The sequence below is a fragment of the Kitasatospora sp. NPDC058190 genome (assembly GCF_042883685.1).
GTDB lineage: Bacteria > Actinomycetota > Actinomycetes > Streptomycetales > Streptomycetaceae > Kitasatospora.
On sequence record NZ_JBHVVI010000053.1, the window covers coordinates 1 to 19,845 of the forward strand.

The 19,845-nt window shown below is 71.6% G+C and carries 17 protein-coding genes; 7 read left to right on the top strand and 10 right to left on the bottom strand.

All coding sequences use genetic code 11. The features are described 5' to 3' along the window. Positions 1–92: 92 nt before the first annotated feature. The 3 genes from ACFVWU_RS23530 to ACFVWU_RS23540 form a co-directional block, all read right to left on the bottom strand. A complete protein-coding gene (locus ACFVWU_RS23530) occupies positions 93–887 on the bottom strand; it encodes a hypothetical protein (RefSeq protein WP_387624242.1) in 795 nt (264 codons plus the stop codon). A gap of 403 nt (positions 888–1,290) precedes the next feature. Continuing rightward, a complete protein-coding gene (gene rpsT / locus ACFVWU_RS23535) occupies positions 1,291–1,560 on the bottom strand; it encodes a 30S ribosomal protein S20 (protein ID WP_387624245.1) in 270 nt (89 codons plus the stop codon). 203 nt (positions 1,561–1,763) lie between these two features. Then, on the bottom strand, positions 1,764–2,069 hold the full coding sequence (locus tag ACFVWU_RS23540; RefSeq protein ID WP_387624247.1) for an antibiotic biosynthesis monooxygenase family protein: 306 nt from the start codon (positions 2,067–2,069) through the stop codon (positions 1,764–1,766). A gap of 190 nt (positions 2,070–2,259) precedes the next feature. On the opposite strand from ACFVWU_RS23540, the gene lepA reads away from it, so the two are divergent. Continuing rightward, positions 2,260–4,128, top strand: coding sequence for a translation elongation factor 4 (gene lepA / locus ACFVWU_RS23545; protein WP_387624250.1), 1,869 nt, complete (start codon positions 2,260–2,262; stop codon positions 4,126–4,128). A gap of 113 nt (positions 4,129–4,241) precedes the next feature. Here the strand turns inward: lepA and ACFVWU_RS23550 are convergent, their stop codons facing one another. The 4 genes from ACFVWU_RS23550 to ACFVWU_RS23565 all read right to left on the bottom strand — a co-directional run bounded on the left by ACFVWU_RS23550 (position 4,242) and on the right by ACFVWU_RS23565 (position 10,204). Next, entirely contained in the window at positions 4,242–5,324 is a 1,083-nt protein-coding gene (locus ACFVWU_RS23550) for an NAD(P)/FAD-dependent oxidoreductase (protein WP_387624253.1), read from the bottom strand. Between the two features lie 111 nt (positions 5,325–5,435). Then, complete coding sequence (gene sigJ, locus ACFVWU_RS23555; RefSeq protein ID WP_387624256.1) at positions 5,436–6,341, bottom strand: RNA polymerase sigma factor SigJ; 906 nt, start codon at positions 6,339–6,341, stop codon at positions 5,436–5,438. A gap of 132 nt (positions 6,342–6,473) precedes the next feature. Further along, entirely contained in the window at positions 6,474–8,372 is a 1,899-nt protein-coding gene (locus tag ACFVWU_RS23560; RefSeq protein WP_387624389.1) for an ABC transporter ATP-binding protein, read from the bottom strand. Positions 8,373–8,470: 98 nt separating this feature from the next. Next, positions 8,471–10,204 carry an ABC transporter ATP-binding protein gene (locus ACFVWU_RS23565; protein ID WP_387624259.1) on the bottom strand — a complete coding sequence of 578 codons (1,734 nt, stop codon included), beginning with the start codon at positions 10,202–10,204 and terminating at the stop codon, positions 8,471–8,473. 345 nt (positions 10,205–10,549) lie between these two features. Here ACFVWU_RS23565 and ACFVWU_RS23570 point away from each other — a divergent pair, with 345 nt between their 5' ends. Genes ACFVWU_RS23570 through ACFVWU_RS23580 form a run of 3 tightly spaced genes read left to right on the top strand, consistent with a single transcriptional unit; the run spans position 10,550 to position 14,103 of the window. After that, positions 10,550–12,472 carry an AMP-dependent synthetase/ligase gene (locus tag ACFVWU_RS23570; protein WP_387624262.1) on the top strand — a complete coding sequence of 641 codons (1,923 nt, stop codon included), beginning with the start codon at positions 10,550–10,552 and terminating at the stop codon, positions 12,470–12,472. A gap of 56 nt (positions 12,473–12,528) precedes the next feature. Continuing rightward, positions 12,529–13,758 carry a radical SAM family heme chaperone HemW gene (gene hemW, locus ACFVWU_RS23575; RefSeq protein ID WP_387624265.1) on the top strand — a complete coding sequence of 410 codons (1,230 nt, stop codon included), beginning with the start codon at positions 12,529–12,531 and terminating at the stop codon, positions 13,756–13,758. A 42-nt stretch (positions 13,759–13,800) separates the two neighbouring features. After that, positions 13,801–14,103 (top strand): hypothetical protein, encoded by a 303-nt coding sequence (locus ACFVWU_RS23580; RefSeq protein ID WP_387624268.1) that lies wholly within the window; start codon positions 13,801–13,803, stop codon positions 14,101–14,103. Here ACFVWU_RS23580 and ACFVWU_RS23585 read toward each other — a convergent pair. From ACFVWU_RS23585 to htpX, 3 genes are read right to left on the bottom strand one after another with little or no spacing between them, the layout of a single operon-like run. Beyond that, positions 14,094–14,927 (bottom strand): DUF3097 domain-containing protein, encoded by an 834-nt coding sequence (locus tag ACFVWU_RS23585; protein WP_387624270.1) that lies wholly within the window; start codon positions 14,925–14,927, stop codon positions 14,094–14,096. The two genes, ACFVWU_RS23580 and ACFVWU_RS23585, sit on opposite strands and share 10 nt — an antisense overlap. Before the next feature lie 24 nt (positions 14,928–14,951). Beyond that, positions 14,952–15,536, bottom strand: a complete 585-nt coding sequence (locus ACFVWU_RS23590; RefSeq protein ID WP_380613761.1) for a hypothetical protein — start codon at positions 15,534–15,536, stop codon at positions 14,952–14,954. A 23-nt stretch (positions 15,537–15,559) separates the two neighbouring features. Further along, a complete protein-coding gene (gene htpX / locus ACFVWU_RS23595; protein WP_387624273.1) occupies positions 15,560–16,480 on the bottom strand; it encodes a zinc metalloprotease HtpX in 921 nt (306 codons plus the stop codon). A gap of 272 nt (positions 16,481–16,752) precedes the next feature. Between htpX and hrcA the strand changes: the two genes are divergently transcribed. The 3 genes from hrcA to ACFVWU_RS23610 all read left to right on the top strand — a co-directional run bounded on the left by hrcA (position 16,753) and on the right by ACFVWU_RS23610 (position 19,826). Continuing rightward, positions 16,753–17,787 (top strand): heat-inducible transcriptional repressor HrcA, encoded by a 1,035-nt coding sequence (gene hrcA / locus ACFVWU_RS23600; RefSeq protein WP_387624280.1) that lies wholly within the window; start codon positions 16,753–16,755, stop codon positions 17,785–17,787. A gap of 71 nt (positions 17,788–17,858) precedes the next feature. Further along, positions 17,859–18,998: a molecular chaperone DnaJ gene (gene dnaJ, locus ACFVWU_RS23605; RefSeq protein ID WP_387624283.1), complete on the top strand. Its 1,140-nt coding sequence runs from the start codon at positions 17,859–17,861 to the stop codon at positions 18,996–18,998. 78 nt (positions 18,999–19,076) lie between these two features. Next, positions 19,077–19,826 (top strand): 16S rRNA (uracil(1498)-N(3))-methyltransferase, encoded by a 750-nt coding sequence (locus tag ACFVWU_RS23610; protein WP_387624285.1) that lies wholly within the window; start codon positions 19,077–19,079, stop codon positions 19,824–19,826. The last annotated feature ends 19 nt before the right edge of the window (positions 19,827–19,845 follow it).

The window sequence follows — 19,845 nt, forward strand, 5'->3', positions numbered from 1 at the left end:
GGCCAACGCCCTGGAGCGCGCGGGGGTCGCCGTCGCCCGGGCCGCCCGGGCCGGCTCCCGCCCCGCCTACTGACGGTTCGGGGCGCCTCGCGCTACTTGCGCATGGCCCGTACGGCGTTGTCGGCGTCCGTCTGCAGCATGTTGCGGAGGTCGTCCATGGACGGCGGGGTGGCCTTCCCCTGGGTGTAGTTGGCGCTGTAGGTGATGTAGTACGTCATCCCGCCGTCGCGGATGTCCACCTCGGCGTAGATGTCGTGGTACTTGTCCGAGCCGTCGTCCTTGTACACGAAGTACGCCTCCTCGCCGATCCCCGTGATGGTGGTGATCTGGTAGCCGCGCGACCGGTAGACCTCCTTGTTGGCCGAGAGCTCGGGTGCGGGGTTCACCGCCTTGTGCAGGTCGGCGCGCATGTAGACGGAGGCGTACTCGCTGTCGCTGTCGCCGCCGATCCGCTTGAGCGACATCGAGCAGTTCATGCTGTCCAGGGCCGGGTTCCGGTCGGTGTGGTGGGACGGCGAGGTGCTGCTCGTGGTGACCGAGTACTTCTCCAGCAGCCGGGCGGGCTTCCCGATGGCGCAGAGGTCGTCCGACAGGTGGTAGTTGCCGAGACTGCGCGGCGAGGAGTTGGTGCTGACCATGCCCGGGATGACCGTCACGGCGGTGGCCCAGCCGGCTGAGGCGAGCACCGCGCCGACGAAGGCCCAGACGGCGTTGCGGCGCAGGTTGCCCCCGGAACGCTCCCCGGAGCCGCCTCCGGCCGGTCCGCCGGTGGGAACGGCCCCGGAGAAGGCCGTAGGAGCAGCCCCGGGAACGGCCGCCCCCGGTGCGGCGGGCAGCCCGGGCGGCGGACCGAAACCGGTCGGAGCCGGCGAACCCGGCGCGGGCACCCCCGGTGTCTGCTGCGGGAACCCGTACCCCGGCCGGTTCGCTCCCTGCCCGGGCCCCTGCCCCGGTCCCTGCCCGGGCCCCTGCCCCGGTATCGGCCCCGGCGGCGGTGGAGTCGTCATGGAAGTCCCCCCTCGTGACGGGCGCCCGGGGCGCTCCCCGCGCCTCGAACGCACCTCGGTCGCGCGTGACCGACCGACCATAGCGGCCGGACCGGGAAACGCGACAGGCGCCGCAGTCGGCCTCTGGGGAAGAGACCGGCTGCGGCGCCTGTCGTACAGCTGGTGTGCACCGCACCCGCGTGGCGAACGCAGGCCGCGTGCGGTGCGAGTATCGCGCGCCTCAGGGTTCCGGGTAGAGGGCCGGGTCGTCCGAGGCGGTGGGGGCCGGAGCCCCCGGGGGGCGTCAGGCCTGGGTGGCCGCGTTGACGCGCTTGGTGATGGCCGACTTCTTGTTGGCGGCCTGGTTGGCGTGGATGACGCCCTTGCTCACGGCCTTGTCCAGCGCCTTGGAGGCGGCGCGGGCCAGCACGACGGCCTTCTCGGTCTCGCCGGCGGCAGCGGCCTCACGGGCCTTGCGCAGAGCGGTCTTCAGCGAGGACTTGACGGCCTTGTTGCGCAGGCGCGCCTTCTCGTTGGTCTTGTTGCGCTTGATCTGGGACTTGATGTTCGCCACGAAGGAGCCTCAGTCTGTCTAAAAGGTATTGAACGGGCCGCACCCGGAGGCCGTCGGTCAAGCTGAGAGGGCATGCCGAGGGCCAGGTGCAGCAGCCCACGCTACCAGGGGCCCGCTGCCCGCCCCAAACCGGACCGGACGCGGGGTCGGACGCGGGAGCGAACGCGGGACCGGGCAGGTGGCCGCGGGTTCCCCCGGCCGGGTCAGGCGCTCAGCACCGGCTCGCCGTAGTGCTCGACCTCCGGGGACGGCCGGTAGAACCGGTGCAGCAGCTCCCGCCACCGCTGGTACTCGGCCGAGCCGCGGAACCCCTCGGTGTGGTCGGCGAGCGTCTCCCACTCCACCTGGAGCAGGAAGCGCGAGCCGCGTCCCTCGTCGAGGCAGCGGCGCAGTTCCAGGGAGCGGAAGCCCCGCTGGACGGCGATCAGCGGACGGGCCTCGGCGAAGGCGGCGAGGAACTCCTCCTCCCGGCCGGGCAGGACGTCGAGCAGGGCGCTTTCCAGGATCATGAACGGCCATCCTGCCGCCTCGCGAGCGTGCGGCGGAAGGCTCCGAGGTGCCCGAACGGCGTCCGGTGCCGCGGTCGTGGGAAGATGGGAGGAACTATTTCGATCGGACGAGACTGTCCGGTCCCCGGGATAGCCGGTCAGCGATGATCCGGACACCCCCGGCCCCGGACCAACGGAGAATCGGACCAAGGTGCCCGCGACCCCCAGCAATGTGCCAGAGCCCAGCCGTACCGACCCGGCGCTGATCCGCAACTTCTGCATCATCGCCCACATCGACCACGGCAAGTCGACGCTCGCAGACCGGATGCTGCAGATCACCGGCGTCGTCGACCCGCGGCAGATGCGTGCCCAGTACCTCGACCGCATGGACATCGAGCGCGAGCGCGGCATCACCATCAAGTCGCAGGCGGTCCGCCTTCCGTGGGCCCCCAAGACCGGGCCGGACGCCGGGACGACGCACATCCTCAACATGATCGACACCCCGGGCCACGTGGACTTCACGTACGAGGTGTCCCGCTCCCTCGCGGCCTGCGAGGGCACCATCCTGGTGGTCGACGCGGCCCAGGGCATCGAGGCGCAGACCCTCGCCAACCTGTACCTGGCGCTGGAGAACGACCTCACGATCGTCCCGGTGCTGAACAAGATCGACCTGCCGGCCGCCCAGCCGGAGAAGTACGCCGCCGAGATCGCCCACATCATCGGCTGCGACCCCTCCGACGTGCTCCAGGTCAGTGCGAAGACCGGCCTCGGCGTCGAGGACCTGCTGGACCACATCGTCAACACCATCCCGGCCCCGGTCGGCGTCGCGGACGCCCCGGCCCGCGCGATGATCTTCGACTCGGTGTACGACTCCTACCGCGGCGTGGTCACCTACGTCCGTGTCGTGGACGGTCAGCTCACCAAGCGCGAGCGCATCCAGATGATGTCCACCGGCGCCACCCACGAGCTGCTGGAGATCGGCGTCATCTCGCCCGAGCCGAAGGTCGCCGACGGCCTCGGCGTCGGCGAGGTGGGCTACATCATCACCGGTGTGAAGGACGTCCGGCAGTCCAAGGTCGGTGACACGATCACCTCGATGCACAAGGGTGCCACCGAGCCGCTCGGCGGCTACAAGGACCCGCGTCCGATGGTGTTCTCCGGCCTGTACCCGCTGGACGGCTCGGACTACCCGCTGCTGCGCGACGCCCTGGACAAGCTGCGCCTCAACGACGCGGCCCTGGTGTACGAGCCGGAGACCTCGGTCGCGCTCGGCTTCGGCTACCGCTGCGGCTTCCTCGGCCTGCTGCACCTGGAGATCATCCGGGAGCGCCTGGAGCGCGAGTTCAACCTCGACCTGATCTCCACCGCCCCGAACGTGGTCTACCGGGTGGTGATGGAGGACGGCACCGAGCACACCGTCACCAACCCGAGCGAGTTCCCGTCCGGCAAGATCTCCGAGGTCTACGAGCCGGTCGTGCGCGGCACCATCCTGGCGCCGAACGAGTTCGTCGGCGCGATCATGGAGCTCTGCCAGTCCCGCCGCGGCAGCCTCCAGGGCATGGACTACCTGTCCGAGGACCGGGTCGAGCTGCGCTACACCCTGCCGCTGGCCGAGATCGTCTTCGACTTCTTCGACCAGTTGAAGTCCAAGACCCGCGGCTACGCCTCGCTCGACTACGAGCCCATCGGCGAGCAGAGCGCGCAGCTGGTCAAGGTGGACATCCTGCTGCACGGCGACGCGGTGGACGCCTTCTCCGCGATCGTCCACAAGGACAAGGCCTACAGCTACGGCGTGATGATGGCCGGCAAGCTGCAGAAGCTCATCCCCCGCCAGCAGTTCGAGGTGCCGATCCAGGCCGCCATCGGCTCCCGGGTGATCGCCCGTGAGACGGTCCGCGCGATCCGCAAGGACGTCCTCGCCAAGTGCTACGGCGGTGACATCTCCCGTAAGCGGAAGCTGCTGGAGAAGCAGAAGGAAGGCAAGAAGCGGATGAAGATGGTCGGCAGCGTGGAGGTCCCGCAGGAGGCCTTCATCGCCGCGCTGTCCACCGACGCCGAGACGCCGAAGGACAAGAAGTAGCGGCGAGCGGCACCAGGAGGGCCCGGGCACCCGCCCGGGCCCTTCCGCGTTCCCGCAGGACGCCGTTCGCGCAGGTTCGCACAGGAGACCGTTCGCGCAGGACGCCCCGCCGGCTACTTGAGCGCGCTGAGGACGACGCTGACGATCCCGGCCTTGGCCAGCCGCCCCGCGGTGCCGGTGAGGACGGTGGGCTTCATCGAGTCGTCCGGGTGGACCAGCTGCAGCAGCCCGTCCCGCCGACCGAGGCTCAGGCACTGCACGACGTACCTGAACGAGAACGGCTTCGAGGTGCGCCCGTCGAGCAGCCTGCCCACGTACTGGCCCTGCGGCAGCGCGGTGGCGCAGCCCATCCGCAGGGTGCCGACGCCGGGGACGGTGACCGCGGCGGCGTCGCCGACCACGTGGACGTCCGGGTGCGAGAGCGACCGCAGGTGGTCGTCGACCAGGGCCCGGCCGTGCTCGTCCACGGCCAGTCCGGCCTCGGCGGCCAGCGGGTGCGGCTCCATCGAGGCGGCCCACACGGTGAGGCCGGCCCCGATCGGGCCGGCGGTGGTGCGCAGCCCGTCCGGGGTGACCTCGGTGACGGTGGCGTTGTCGTGGACGGCGACGCCGAGCCGGTCGAGGACGCGCCGGATGTGGGTGCGGCCCTTGGGCGAGTAGGTGCCGCCGACCTGCCCGGCCGTGACGATCCGCACCCGCCAGTCGGGGTGGGCCTCGGCGAGTTCGGTGGCCAGTTCGATGCCGGTGGCGCCGCCGCCGACGACGGCCAGGGTGCCGGGGCGGTCGGCCTCGCGGATCAGGCGCCGCACCTCGGCGGCGCGCTCCACGGGGTGGGCGTGCTCGGCGGCGCCGGGGACGCCGTGCCAGGCGGTGCGGCTGCCGAGGGCGTAGACCAGGGTGTCGTAGCCGAGGGTGGTGCCGTCGTCCAGGACGACCTTGTGTCCGGCCGGGTCGATGCCGACGGCCCGGGCCCGGCGGTGCTCGATCCGGCGGCCGCGGGCCAGTTCGCCGATGGCGGGCCAGTCGCGGCCGCGGCCGGCCGCGGTTTCGTGCTGGCGGATGCGGTGCAGGAGCCGCTCCTCGGGGGCGACCAGGGTGACGGTGTGGTGCCGTCCGGCGCCCTTGGCCGCGGTGAGTCCGGCGTACCCGGCGCCCAGTACGACGATCCGCTTGCCGGTGCTGGTGGTGCTGCTCATCTCGTCCGCCTCCTCGCGAGGTCGCTCCGGTGGAGCGCTGTTCGGGAGGGGGACGACGCGGCCGGTCAGGATGTGACGGTGACCTGCGTCACGGGTTCGCGGGGGTCCGTGTCAGGGTGCCGTGACCGGGCTGACGCGACCGAGCTTCTCGGGGTTGACCACGACGTACGCCTCGGAGATCCGCCCGTCGGCCAGGGCGAAGGCGACCACGCCGGTGACGGTGCCGGTGGCCTTCTCGTACCAGACCAGGCCAGGCTCGCCGTTGACCGTCGCGTAGCCGAGTCCGAACTCGGGGGTGAACCACTTGGCGACCAGGCCGACCACCAGCCGGCCCACCTTGTCGGCGCCGCGCACCGGGCGGGCGGCGGCGCGGACGATGCCGCCGCCGTCGGCGTGCCAGACCACGTCCGGGTCGAGGATCTCCATCAGGCCCAGGATGTCGCCCTTGGTGCAGGCGGAGGCGAACGCCTCGACGGCCCGGCGGTGCTCGGCCGGGTCGGCGCCGTCGGAGTGCCCGCCGCCGTCCTTGACCCGGCGGCGGGCCCGGGACGCGAGTTGGCGGGTGGCGTCGGGGGTGCGGTCCAGGGAGGCGGCGATGTCCTCGAAGCCGACCGCGAACACGTCGTGCAGCACGAGGGCGGCCCGCTCGGCCGGGCTGAGCTGCTCCAGGACGGCGAGCAGGGCGAGCGAGACGGACTCGCCGCGTTCGGCCAGCTCGGCGGGGGAGTCGGGGACGCTCGCGTAGGAGACGGACGGCTCCGGCAGCCACTCGCCGTAGTAGGCCTCGCGGCGGGCCCGGGCGGAGCCGAGCTGGTCGTAGCAGAGCCGGGTGACCACGGTGGTGAGGAAGGCGCGCGGGTCGGCGACGGCGGCGCGGTCGGCGGCCTGCCAGCGCAGCCAGGCGTCCTGGAGGACGTCCTCGGCGTCGGTGAAGGAGCCGAGCAGCCGGTAGGCGACCGAGCCCAGGTAGCGGCGGTTCGTCTCGAAGGCGTCGGGGGCTGCGGGCTGGGCGGTCACGGGAGCCACCGTAGCGAACGCCGCCGCCCTCCGCGAAGGCCCGGGCGCGCGATGGTCCGGGTGCGCGAAGGCCCGGGCGCGCGAAGGGCCGGGACGGGTGAGTCCCGTCCCGGCCCGTCACATGAGGAGGCGTCAGTCGACCTCGGCCACGGCCTCCGCGAACTGCGCCTGGTACAGCCGGGCGTACGCGCCGCCGACGGCGATCAGCTCGTCGTGCGAGCCCTGCTCCACGATCGAGCCGTTCTCCATCACCAGGATCACGTCGGCGTCCCGGATGGTGGAGAGCCGGTGGGCGATCACGAAGCTGGTGCGGCCGGTGCGCAGCCGGGCCATGGCCCGCTGGATCAGCACCTCGGTGCGGGTGTCGACCGAGCTGGTCGCCTCGTCCAGGACCAGGATGGACGGCTGGGCGAGGAACGCCCGGGCGATGGTGATCAGCTGCTTCTCGCCCGCGCTGACGCCGGTGCCCTCGTCGTCGAGGACGGTGTCGTAGCCGTCCGGCAGGGTGCGGACGAACCGGTCGACGTGGGCGGCCTTGGCGGCCTCGACGACCTGCTCGCGGGTGGCGCCCTGGGCGCCGTAGGCGATGTTGTCGGCGATGGTGCCGCCGAACAGCCAGGTGTCCTGGAGCACCATGCCGATGCCCGAGCGCAGGTCCTCGCGGGACATCGCGGCGATGTCCACCCCGTCCAGGGTGATCCGCCCGCCGCTGACCTCGTAGAACCGCATCAGCAGGTTGACCATGGTGGTCTTGCCGGCGCCGGTGGGGCCGACGATGGCCACGGTCTGGCCGGGCTCGACCTTGAGCGAGAGGTCCTCGATGAGCGGCTTGTCCGGGTCGTAGCGGAAGGACACGTCCTGGAAGACGACCCGGCCGCGGACCGCGTCCGGCTTCTCGGGCATGGCCGGCTCGGGGCTCTGCTCGGGGGCGTCCAGCAGCTCGAAGACGCGCTCGGCGGAGGCGACCCCGGACTGCACCAGGTTGGCCATGCTGGCGACCTGGGTGAGCGGCTGGCTGAACTGCCGGGAGTACTGGATGAAGGCCTGCACGTCGCCGATGGACAGCGCGCCGCTGGCCACCCGCAGACCGCCGACGACCGCGACCAGTACGTACTGCAGGTTGCCGATCAGCATCATCGCGGGCTGGATGATCCCGGAGATGAACTGGGCCCGGAAGCTGGAGCGGAAGAGCGCCTCGTTGTGCTCGCGGAAGGTCTCGGCGGACTCGTGCTGCCGGCCGAACACCTTGACCAGGGTGTGGCCGGTGTACATCTCCTCGATGTGGGCGTTGAGTTGGCCGGTGGACTGCCACTGCTGGACGAACTGCGGCTGGGCCCGCTTGCCGACCTTGGCGGCGACGACCACCGACAGCGGCACCGAGACCAGCGCGATCACGGCGAGCAGCGGGGAGATCCAGAACATCATCACCAGCACACCGACCACGGTGAGCAGCGAGTTGACCACCTGTCCCATGGTCTGCTGCATGGACTGGCCGATGTTGTCGATGTCGTTGGTGACCCGGCTGAGCACCTCGCCGCGCGGCTGCTTGTCGAAGTAACTCAGCGGCAGCCGGGCCAGTTTGGCCTCGACGTCCTGGCGCAGCCGGTAGCCGGCCGACTGGATCGCCTTGGTGGCCAGGCGGCCCTGGACGATGCTGAGGGCGGCGGCGGCGACGTAGATGCCGAGCACCCAGAGCAGGATGGAGCCGATGGCGCCGAAGTCCATTCCGTGGCCGGGGGTGAAGTCGACCGCGGAGAGCAGGTCGGCGACGCCGCCCTCGCCGTGGGCGCGCAGCCCGGCGATGACATCGGTCTTGGAGGTGCCGGGCTGGAAGCGGGCGCCGACGACGCCGGCGAAGATCAGGTCGGTGGCCTCGCCGAGGATCTTGGGGCCGATGACGGCGCAGCCGATGCTGACCACGCCGAGCAGCAGGACGCCGATCAGCAGGGTGCGCTCGGGGCGCAGCAGGCCGAGCACGCGCTTGCCGGAGCCCTTGAAGTCCATGGACTTCTCGGCGCCCTGGCCGCCCATGAAGCGACCCGGTCCGGCCGGGCCGCGGCGGGCGGCGGCGGCCTGCGAGTCGCTGGGGAGTCTGTCCGCCGGCCTCCCGGCGGGCTTTCCGGGGCTGGTCACGCCGCCTCCTGCTCGGTGAGCTGGGAGAGCACGATCTCCCGGTACGTCGGGTTGTCGGCCATCAGTTCACGGTGGGTGCCGGTGCCGACGACCGCGCCCTCGTCGAGGACGATGATCCGGTCGGCGTCGCGGATGGTGGACACGCGCTGGGCGACGATCAGGACGGTGGCGTCGGCGGTCTCGTGGGCGAGGGCCTTGCGCAGCTTGGCGTCGGTGGCGTAGTCGAGCGCGGAGAAGGAGTCGTCGAAGAGGTAGACGTCGGGCTTGCGCACCAGTGCGCGGGCGATGGCCAGGCGCTGGCGCTGGCCGCCGGAGACGTTGCTGCCGCCCTGGGCGATCGGGGCGTCCAGGCCCTCGGTCAGCTTCTCGACGAACTCCTTGGCCTGGGCGATCTCCAGCGCGTGCCAGAGCTCCTCGTCGGTGGCGTCGGGACGGCCGTAGCGCAGGTTGCTGGCGACGGTGCCGGAGAACAGGTACGGCTTCTGCGGGACGATGCCGACGCTCTCGGCGATCGCCTCGGGGGCGAGGTCGCGCACGTCCACGCCGTCCAGCAGGACCTGCCCGCCGGTGGCGTCGAAGAGCCGGGGGACGAGGCCGAGCAGGGTGGACTTGCCGCTGCCGGTGGAGCCGATGATGGCGGTGGTCTCGCCGGGGCGGGCGGTGAGGTCGATGCCGCGCAGCACCGAGGCCTCGGCGCCGGGGTAGCGGAAGTCGACGTCGCGCAGCTCCAGGTTGCCTCGGCGCAGCACCTCGGTGATCGGCGCGGACGGCGGGACGACGCTGGAGCTGGTGCCGAGGACCTCGTCGATGCGCTCGGCGCAGACCTCGGCGCGGGGCACCATCATGAACATGAAGGTGGCCATCATGACGCTCATCAGGATCTGCATCAGGTAGGAGAGGAAGGCGGTCAGCGCGCCGATCTCCATGTCGTGGCTGTCGATGCGGTGGGCGCCGAACCAGAGCACCGCGACGCTGGAGAGGTTCACGACCAGCATCACGGCCGGGAACATCACGGACATCAGGCGGCCGACGTGCCGGGCGACCTGGGTGAGGTCCTCGTTGGCGGTGGCGAAGCGGGCCTGCTCGTGGCCGTCCTTGACGAAGGCGCGGATCACCCGGATGCCGGTGATCTGCTCGCGCAGCACCCGGTTCACGGTGTCGATCTTCTTCTGCATGCTGCGGAACTTGGGCCGCAGCGCGCGGACCAGCAACGTGACGACGATGCCGAGCGCGGGGATGACGGCGAGCAGCAGGCCGGACAGTGGGACGTCCTGGTTGAGCGCCATGATGATGCCGCCGACGCACATGATCGGCGCGGCCACCATCAGGGTGAAGCTCATCAGGGCCAGCATCTGGACCTGCTGGACGTCGTTGGTGGTGCGGGTGATCAGGGAGGGCGCGCCGAACTCGCCGACCTCGCGGGCGGAGAAGCTCTGCACCCGGTCGAAGACGGAGGCCCGGAGGTCCCGGCCGAAGGCCATCGCCGTGCGGGCACCGAAGTAGACGGCGCCGATCGAGCAGAGGGCCTGGACCAGGGTGATGCCGATCATCACCGCGCCCACGCGCATGATGTAGCCGGTGTCGCCCTTGACCACGCCGCTGTCGATGATGTCGGCGTTGAGTGTCGGCAGGTAGAGCGCCGCGAGGGTGGACACCAGCTGGAGTACCACCAGCAAGGTGATCGGTCGGGTATATGGGCGCAGATACGCCCGGAGCAGTCTGATCAGCACTGGCACACTCTTGTCGTCGCCGGTCGGGTTCGCACCCCAATTCTCGTTGTTCCCCGGCGTCGCACAGACGATTCGGGGGCTGTCCGGCTGAGGTTTGCCGGGCCTTTGCCAAGCCCTCCCGCGGATCCGGGTGGGGGCGGGCCGTCCGCGGGTCCCGCGCCCGGGCACCGGCGCCGCGCCGCCGTGCCAGCTGGATCCGCCCCCTTACGGAATGACCGATTTCCCCCTAGGCTGCTGACTACGCCCTTGTTACTGACCGGTACCGCTCAGGTGAACCGGGGCCCGGCGACCGCCCCCACGGGCGCCGCAATCCCTCAGACGGCCACCCGCCCCCGGAGGTCCTCGTTGAGTTCCGCGCAGTCCCTGATCGACTCCGGCAGTGCCGACATCGTCGCCGGGCGTCCCGCCTCCGTGGCCCACCTGTTCCTGGAGCGCGTCGCCGCCACTCCGAACGGCGAGGCCTACCGCTACCCCGCCCCGGTGGACGAGCACGCCGCGGACGGCGCCCCGGGCGCCGAGCAGTGGCGCTCGCTCACCTGGGCGCAGACCGCCGTACGGGTCAAGGCGGTGGCGGCCGGCCTGATGGCGCTCGGCATCCAGGCGGAGGACCGGGTCGCGCTGGCCTCCTCCACCCGGCTCGACTGGATCATCGCCGACCTCGGGGCCATGTGCGCGGGCGCCGCCATCACCACGGTCTACCCCAGCACCAACGCCGACGAGACCGCCTTCATCCTCTCCAACTCCGGCTCCAAGGCGCTGTTCGCCGAGAACGCCGCCCAGCTGGCCAAGGCCGTCGAGCAGATCGAGCACCTGCCCGAGCTGCGCACCGTCATCCTCTTCGACGCCCCCGAGGAGACCCCCGCGACGGCCGGGCTGGAACTGCTCACCCTCGCCGAGCTGGAGCAGCGCGGCGCGGAGCACCTGGAGCAGCACCCGGACGCGATCGAGAAGGCCGTGGCCGCGCTCGACAAGGAGCAGCTGGCCACTCTCATCTACACCTCCGGCACCACCGGCCGCCCCAAGGGCGTGCGCCTGGTGCACGACTGCTGGGCGTACGAGGGCCGGGCGCAGGAGGCCAGCGGGCTGCTGCGCTCCGACGACGTCCAGTTCATGTGGCTGCCGCTGTCGCACGTGTTCGGCAAGACGCTGATCTCGGGGCAGATCGCCACCGGCCACGTGATGGCGGTGGACGGCCGGGTCGACCGGATCATCCACAACCTGCCGGCCATCCGGCCGACCGTGATGGCCTCCGCGCCGCGCATCTTCGAGAAGGTCTACAACGGCATCGCCGGCCGGGCCCGGGCCGAGGGCGGCGCCAAGTACAAGATCTTCATGTGGGCCGCCAAGGTCGCCCGCGAGTACGCCCGGGCGGTCCAGGCGAGCCGGGTCGCCACCGGCGCCGGCAGCGCCCCGCTGGCCCTGCGGGTGCAGCACTCGCTGGCCGACAAGCTGGTGTACGCCAAGATCCGGGCGGCCTTCGGCGGCCGGCTGCGCGGGGCCGTCTCCGGCAGTGCGGCACTCGCCCCCGAGATCGGCTACTTCTTCCTCGGCGCCGGGGTGCCGATCCTGGAGGGCTACGGCCTCTCCGAGACCAGCGCCGGCTCCTGCGTCAACCGCGAGGAGGACGTGCGGATCGGCACGGTGGGCCGCGCGCTGCCCGGCACCGAGGTGCGGATCGCCGAGGACGGCGAGATCCTGCTGCGCGGCCCCGGCGTGATGCGCGGCTACCACAACCTGCCGGACAAGACCGCCGAGGTGCTGGAGCCGGACGGCTGGTTCCACACCGAGGACATCGGCGAGCTGAGCGCCGACGGCTTCCTGCGGATCACCGACCGCAAGAAGGACCTGTTCAAGACCTCCGGCGGCAAGTACGTGGCGCCCAGCGAGGTCGAGGGCAAGTTCAAGGCGGTCTGCCCGTTCGTCAGCAACATCCTGGTGATCGGCAACGGCCGCAACTTCTGCACCGCGCTGATCGGCCTGGACGAGTCGGTGCTGATGCCGTGGGCCGCCGAGCGCGGCCTGGCCGGCCGGACCTACGCCGAGCTGGCGGGGGAGCCGGCCGTGCGCCAGCTGATCGAGGGCTTCGTGAAGCGGGTCAACGCCGACCTCCAGCGCTGGCAGACGATCAAGAAGTTCCACCTGCTGCCGCGCGACCTCGACATCGAGCACGGCGAGCTCACCCCGAGCCTGAAGATCAAGCGCCCGGTGGTCGAGCAGACCTACGCCGACGCGGTGGCCGCGATGTACGCGGGCGCCAACGAGGCCTGAGCCCGGCTCCCGTACGGTCCGCGCGGGGTTCGCGGGCCGTACGGGACAATGGGGTCATGCCCTCCGCACTCCCCGACGGCGAACCGGTGCCGTCCGACGGTTCCTTGCCCGCGCACGCCCTCACCGGGCTGGGGCAACGGCCGTTCGGCTTCTACCTGCACGTGCCGTACTGCGCCAGCCGCTGCGGCTACTGCGACTTCAACACCTACACGGCCACCGAGCTGCGGTCCTCGGGCGCGGTCGCCTCGCAGGAGACCTACGCCGACAACGTGGTCGCCGAGATCCGGCTGGCCCGGAAGGTGCTGGGGGACACGGACCTCCCGGTGCGGACCGTCTTCCTCGGCGGCGGCACCCCCACCCTGCTGCCGGCCCGCGACCTGGTGAAGATGCTCGCCGCGCTGCGCGAGGAGTTCGGGCTCGCCCCGGACGCCGAGGTCACCACCGAGGCCAACCCGGAGTCCGTCGACCCGGCGTACCTGGCCGAGCTGCGCGAGGGAGGCTACAACCGGATCTCCTTCGGCATGCAGAGCGCCCGCCCGCACGTCCTCCAGCTGCTCGACCGCCACCACACCCCGGGCCGCCCCGAGGCCTGCGTGGCCGAGGCCCGCGAGGCCGGCTTCGAGCACGTCAACCTCGACCTGATCTACGGCACCCCCGGCGAGTCCGACGACGACTGGCGGGCCTCCCTGGACGCGGCGATCGGCGCCGGACCGGACCACGTCTCCGCGTACTCCCTGATCGTCGAGGAGGGCACCCGGCTGGCCGCCCGGGTCAAGCGCGGCGAACTGCCGATGATCGACGACGACGTGCACGCCGATCGCTACCTCATCGCCGAGCAGGCGCTCAGCGCGGCCGGCTACTCCTGGTACGAGGTCTCCAACTGGGCCACCACCCCCGAGGGCCGCTGCCGCCACAACGAGCTCTACTGGACCGGCGCCGACTGGTGGGGCGCCGGCCCCGGCGCCCACAGCCACGTCGGCGGCGTCCGCTGGTGGAACGCCAAGCACCCCGCCGCCTACGCCCAGTCCCTCACCGAGGGCCGCACCCCGGCGCTGGGCCGCGAACTCCTGTCGGATGAGGACCGCCGCGTCGAACGCATCCTGCTGGAACTGCGCCTGGTGGAGGGAGTCCCGCTCGACCTGCTGACCGACACCGGCCGCAAGGCCGCCGCCAAGGCCCTGGCGGACGGGCTCCTCGCCGCAGAGCCGTACGAGCAGGGCCGCGCCGCCCTCACCCTCCAGGGCAGGCTGCTCGCGGACGCGGTCGTGCGTGACCTGGTGGACTGATCGAGGACCTGTGGTGTTCGCGTGACTACTTCAAGTGCGCGAATGCGAAGGGTTCTTGAGGGGATCGAAGTCCCGGAGGGCGTCCGCGCCGAGATCATCTCCGGGGAGATCCTGCTGTCTCTGAGCTCCGACCTGACTACCAACATCATCGTCGCGTCCCTGGCCGACCAGATCCCCCATGGGAAGTGGCACCGTTGGACGAAGCAGAGCCTCTCCTTTCCGGGCGATGTTGGTGAGCCGCAGCCGGACTACGTGACTGGGCGAACCACCAAGTTCGGCGAGCCCGTTCCGGTGGACCTGCTGGGCATCACGCTCGACACCTCGGAGTTCCAGACCTACTCCTGACCCGGCAGGGCCGTGAAGTCGATCAGCTCCTCGACCCGTCCGAGGAGTTCGGGCTCCAGGTCCTTGTAGCTGTTGACCTTCGACAGGATGTGCTTCCAGGCCGCCGGGGTGTCCACCGACCAGCCGAGGCGGCGGCAGGTGCCCTCCTTCCAGTCCTCGCCGCGGGGGACGGCGGGCCAGGCGGGGATGCCGACGGAGGCGGGCTTCACGGCCTGCCAGATGTCGATGTAGGGGTGGCCGACGACCAGGACCGACTCGCCGGTGACCTGGGCGGCGATGCGGTGTTCCTTGGTGCCGGGGAGCAGGTGGTCGACCAGGACGCCGAGGCGCCGTCCAGGGCCGGGGGCGAAGTCGGCGACGATCGCGGGGAGGTCGTCGATGCCCCGGAGGTATTCGACGACGACGCCCTCGATGCGCAGGTCGTCACCCCAGACCCGCTCGACCAGTTCGGCGTCGTGCCGGCCCTCGACGTAGATGCGGGACTCGCGGGCCACCCTGGCGCGGGCGCCGGGGACGGCGATCGAGCCGGAGGCGGTGCGGCCGGGCGTGCGGGGCGCCGCCGGGCCGCTGGGGCGGACCAGGGTGACGACCTTGCCCTCCAGCAGGAAGCCGCGCGGGACCAGGGGGAAGACCCGGTGCTTGCCGAAACGGTCCTCCAGGGTGACGGTGACCCCCTCGGCGGTCTTCTCGCAGCGCACCACCGCCCCGCAGAAGCCGGTGGCGGCCTCCTCGACCACCAGGTCCCGCTCGGCGGGCACCTCGGGCGCCGGCTGCTGCTTCTTCCACGGCGGAGTGAGGTCGGGCCCGTACTGGTGGCTGCGCATGGAGGCGACTATACGGACGGACCGTCAGAGCCCCGGCGCGCCCCAGACCGGGAACCAGCGGCTCAGGTCCTTCTCCAGCCGCAGGTCGTTCCCCAGCATCGCGTTGACCTGCAGCTCCAGCGGGCTGTTGCGCCGCTCCCCGCCACCGGGCATCGGGGCGAAGGGGTAGAAGCTGCCGCGCTTGTAGAGGTAGACGAGGGCCAGCGACTGCCCCTCGCCGTTCCGGAAGCAGACCAGCGAGCAGAGCAGCTGCGGCCCGAAGCCGTTCGCCTCCAGCTCGCTGTTGACCGCGTGCAGGTCGTTCACCAGCTCCGGCAGCTCCCCGGGCTGGTGCCGGGCGAGCAGCCAGGAGTAGCCGTAGCCGTCCTTGGAGGCCTCCACCGGTACGCCGCCGCGCTCGGTGTCGGCGTCCAGCAGCGCCCGGACCTGCTGCTCGACCTGGACGAAGGCCGCGCCCTCGACGGCCGCGAAGCAGACCGAGCCGAGCCCGGTGGGGAGGAACCCGGCCCCGGCCTCCAGGGTGAGCGCGGCGGACGGCACGCCGAACAGCTGGTCGAGGTCGGGCTTGACGGGCTTGCTGCGGCCGAACAGGGCGTCCAGGAATCCCACGGTGGTCCTTTCCTCAACGGGAATCAGCGGCCGAGCTGCTCGGAGATCTTCGCCAGCTGCGCCAGCCGCTTCTCCAGCGTCGGGTGGGTGGAGAGCAGCTGGGAGGCGGTCTCCCGGGCGCTCAGCGCGGGGGCGAAGTAGAAGGCGTTGTACGGCTGCGACTTGCGCAGGTCCTCGGTGGGGATGGCCGCGATCTGCCCGGTCACCTTGGTCAGGGCCGAGGCCAGGGCACTGGGCCGACCCGTGAGCTGGGCGGCGGCCCGGTCGGCGGCCAGCTCGCGGTAGCGGGAGAGCAGCCGGGTGAGCAGGAAGCTGATCGCGTAGACGACCATCGACACCAGGGGGATGACCAGCGCCGCGATGGCCGTGTTCTGGTCGTTGTTGTTGCGCCCGCCGCCCATGAACCCGCCGTACATGGCGATCCGGGTCATCGCCCCGGCGAGCACGCCGAGGAAGCCGGCGATGGTCATCACCGCGACGTCCCGGTGGGCGACGTGCGACAGCTCGTGCGCCAGGACGCCTTCCAGCTCCTCGGGTTCGAGCCGGCGCAGCAGGCCGGTGGTGACGCAGACCACGGCGTTCTGCGGGTTGCGGCCGGTGGCGAAGGCGTTCGGCATGTCGTTGTCGGCGACCGCCACACGGGGCTTGGGCATGTCGGCCAGGGCGCAGAGCCGGTCGATGGTGCCGTGCAGCTGCGGGTACTGCTCCTCGGTCACCTGGTGGGCGCCCATCGCCCGTTCGGTGATCTTGTCGCTGAACCAGAACTGGGCCACGAACAGCCCGCCGGAGATCAGCACGATCAGCGGCCAGGCCCCGCGCAGCAGCGCGATCAGCAGGCCCGTGAAACCGACGTACAGCAGCCCGATCACGAACATCGTCGCGACCATGCGGCTGGTCAGGCCGCGATCGGGCGCGAAACGGGTGTGCTGGCCCGAGCTCGACATCTCTTGCTCCTCCGTTCGCCGTCGCTTTCGATGCTGCCACCCGGACGGCCCCAGGGCACCACCCCCGCGCCGCGAGTTGCGGCGGAAGGGGCCGTGCCCCGGGACTGCGGGCAGGATCACTCCGGCCGGGCCGTTCCTGGGACAGGACCCGGGCCTTACACTGGCAGGTACGGTTTTGGCACTCGTGTGCGCAGAGTGCCAGGGTCGGGGTCCTCCAGGAGCGGCCCGCAGCATCACAGACGGACAACGTGCGAAGACGGAGGTGCGTGCCCATGGCCGGTGAGGTCCGCCAGCTGGACGAGCGCAAGCTCGCCGTTCTGCGTGCCATCGTCCAGGACTACGTGGGCACCGAGGAGCCGGTCGGCTCCAAGGCCCTGGTGGAACGGCACAACCTCGGAGTCTCCCCGGCGACCGTGCGCAACGACATGGCGGCGCTGGAGGAGGAGGGCTACATCCACCAGCCGCACACCAGTGCCGGGCGCATCCCCACCGACAAGGGCTACCGGCTGTTCGTCGACAAGCTCGCCGAGATCAAGCCGATGAGCGCCCCGGAGCGCCGGGCGATCCGGCACTTCCTGGACGGCGCCGTCGACCTGGACGACGTGGTCGCCCGCACGGTGCGGCTGCTCGCCCAGCTGACCCGGCAGGTCGCCGTGGTGCAGTACCCCTCGCTGACCCGCTCCACCGTCCGGCACATCGAGCTGGTGGCGCTGGCCCCGGCGAAGGTGATGCTGGTCCTGATCACCAACACCGGCCGGGTCGAGCAGCGGATGGTCGACTGCCCGGGCACGGTCGGTGAGACGGTCCTGGCGGACCTGCGGGCGCGGATCAACGTCCGGGCCGCCGGCCAGCGGCTGCCGGACGTCCCGGGGCTGCTGGAGGAACTGCCGGCCACGTTCGAGCAGATCGACCGGCCGACGGTCAGTACGGTCCTGGCGACGCTGTTCGAGGCGCTGGCCGAGCAGAACGAGGAGCGGATCATGCTGGCCGGCACGGCCAACCTGACGCGTTTCGGCCACGACTTCCCGCTCACCATCCAGCCGGTGCTGGAGGCCCTGGAGGAGCAGGTCGTCCTGCTCCGCCTCCTGGGTGAGACCGGGGACGCCGGGATGACGGTCCGGATCGGGCGCGAGATTGCGTACGAAGGGCTGAATTCCACCTCGGTGGTGTCGGTCGGCTACGGTTCGGGCGACGAGAGCGTGGCCAAACTCGGTGTGATCGGTCCGACCCGGATGGACTACCCGGGCACAATGGGGGCGGTGCGGGCGGTGGCACGGTACGTGGGTCAGATCCTGGCCGAGTCGTAGCAAGCAACCACCGTCAGAACTGACGGTGGTGTCCAGTCGCACTACTACAGGCGGAACAAGCGGAGCATTTGGTGGCCACGGACTACTACGCGGTACTCGGCGTCCGACGGGATGCGGGGCAGGACGAGATCAAGAAGGCGTTCCGGCGCCTGGCACGCGAACTGCACCCGGACGTCAACCCGGACCCGAAGACGCAGGAGCGGTTCAAGGAGATCAACGCCGCTTACGAGGTGCTCTCCGATCCGCAGAAGCGCCAGGTCTACGACCTCGGCGGCGACCCGCTCTCACCGGGCGGCGGCGGCGCGGGCGGCTTCGGCGCCGGCGCGGCGGGCTTCGGCTTCTCCGACATCATGGACGCCTTCTTCGGCGCCGCGGCCGGCCAGCGCGGCCCGCGCTCGCGCACCCGCCGCGGCCAGGACGCCATGATCCGGCTGGAGATCACCCTGGAGGAGGCCGCCTTCGGCACCACCAAGGAACTCCAGGTCGACACCGCCGTCACCTGCACCACCTGCAACGGCGAGGGCGCGGCCCCCGGCACCTCCGCGCAGACCTGCGACATGTGCCGCGGCAAGGGTGAGGTCTCCCAGGTCACCCGCTCCTTCCTGGGGCAGGTCATGACCTCCCGCCCCTGCCCGCAGTGCCAGGGCTTCGGCACCGTCGTGCCGACCCCGTGCCCCGAGTGCGCCGGCGACGGCCGGGTCCGCGCCCGCCGCACCCTGACCGTCAAGATCCCGGCCGGTGTCGACAACGGCACCCGGATCCAGCTGGCCGGCGAGGGCGAGGTCGGCCCCGGCGGCGGCCCGGCCGGCGACCTGTACGTCGAGATCGCCGAGACCACCCACAGCGTCTTCCAGCGGCGCGGGGACGACCTGCACTGCACCGTCACCATCCCGATGACGGCCGCCGCGCTCGGCACCCAGGTGCCGCTGCAGACCCTGGACGGGCTGGAGGAGGTCGACATCCGGCCCGGCACCCAGTCCGGCCAGTCGATCCCGCTGCACGGCCGGGGCATCACCCACCTGCGCGGGGGCGGCCGGGGCGACCTGATAGTGCACGTCGAGGTGCAGACGCCCACCAAGCTCGACGCCGAGCAGGAGGAGCTGCTGCGCCGGCTCGCCATACTGCGCGGCGAGGAGCGCCCGTCCGGCCAGTTCGCGCCGGGCCAGCAGGGCCTGTTCTCGCGCCTGAAGGACGCCTTCAACGGCCGGTAGTCGTCCGGGAAGGGGTGCCGGGGGCAGCTCCCCGGCACCTCTTTCGCGTTTCCGTTCCATTCCTGGAGGTTCCCTCTCATGACCGCGCCCGTCTTCGTCGTCGAGACCGAGCGGATCGCCGCCGCCGCGCCCGGGGCGCTGGTGCGCCTGGACGGGGCGGAGGGGCGGCACGCGGCGGCGGTGAAGCGGCTGACGGCCGGTGAGGCGGTGACCCTGGCGGACGGGCTGGGGCTCGGGGCGGACGGGACGGTCGCCGAGGTGTTCGGCAAGGACGCGATCGACGTCACGGTGACCGCCGTGCGCCGGGAGCCGGAGCCGGCGCCGCGGATCGTCGTCGTCCAGGCGCTGCCCAAGGGCGACCGCGGCGAGCTGGCCGTGGAGACCATGACCGAGGTCGGCGTGGACGTGGTGGTCCCCTGGGCGGCCTCGCGCTGCATCACCCAGTGGAAGGGCGAGCGCGGAGCCAAGGCGCTCGCCAAGTGGCGGGCCACCGCCCGGGAGGCGGGCAAGCAGTCCCGCCGGCTGCGCTTCCCCGAGGTGCGCGAGGCGATGACCACCCGGCAGCTGACCCCGCTGCTGGCGCAGGCCGCCTTCGCCGCCGTGCTGCACGAGGAGGGCGCCGAGCCGCTGGCGCACGCCGCGCTGCCCGCCGGCGGGGACATCGTGCTGGTGGTCGGCCCGGAGGGCGGGATCTCCCCGGAGGAGCTGGCCGCCTTCGCCGAGGCGGGCGCGAAGCCGTACCGGCTGGGCCCGTCGGTGCTGCGCACCTCCACCGCCGGGGTGGCCGCCGGGGCGCTGCTGCTGGGGCGCACCGGCCGCTGGTCGTAGGGCTTCCCGCGCTACCCGT

What these genes read in the sequence shown, in the direction of transcription:
- ACFVWU_RS23540 (WP_387624247.1), bottom strand. Translation starts at nt 2,069, where the DNA reads ATGATCCTGGAAAGCGCCCTGCTCGACGTCCTGCCCGGCCGGGAGGAG.
- ACFVWU_RS23550 (WP_387624253.1), bottom strand. Translation starts at nt 5,324, where the DNA reads ATGAGCAGCACCACCAGCACCGGCAAGCGGATCGTCGTACTGGGCGCC.
- ACFVWU_RS23560 (WP_387624389.1), bottom strand. Translation starts at nt 8,372, where the DNA reads ATGGGCGGCCAGGGCGCCGAGAAGTCCATGGACTTCAAGGGCTCCGGC.
- hemW (WP_387624265.1), top strand. Translation starts at nt 12,529, where the DNA reads ATGCCCTCCGCACTCCCCGACGGCGAACCGGTGCCGTCCGACGGTTCC.
- ACFVWU_RS23580 (WP_387624268.1), top strand. Translation starts at nt 13,801, where the DNA reads ATGCGAAGGGTTCTTGAGGGGATCGAAGTCCCGGAGGGCGTCCGCGCC.
- ACFVWU_RS23585 (WP_387624270.1), bottom strand. Translation starts at nt 14,927, where the DNA reads ATGCGCAGCCACCAGTACGGGCCCGACCTCACTCCGCCGTGGAAGAAG.
- htpX (WP_387624273.1), bottom strand. Translation starts at nt 16,480, where the DNA reads ATGTCGAGCTCGGGCCAGCACACCCGTTTCGCGCCCGATCGCGGCCTG.
- hrcA (WP_387624280.1), top strand. Translation starts at nt 16,753, where the DNA reads ATGGCCGGTGAGGTCCGCCAGCTGGACGAGCGCAAGCTCGCCGTTCTG.
- ACFVWU_RS23610 (WP_387624285.1), top strand. Translation starts at nt 19,077, where the DNA reads ATGACCGCGCCCGTCTTCGTCGTCGAGACCGAGCGGATCGCCGCCGCC.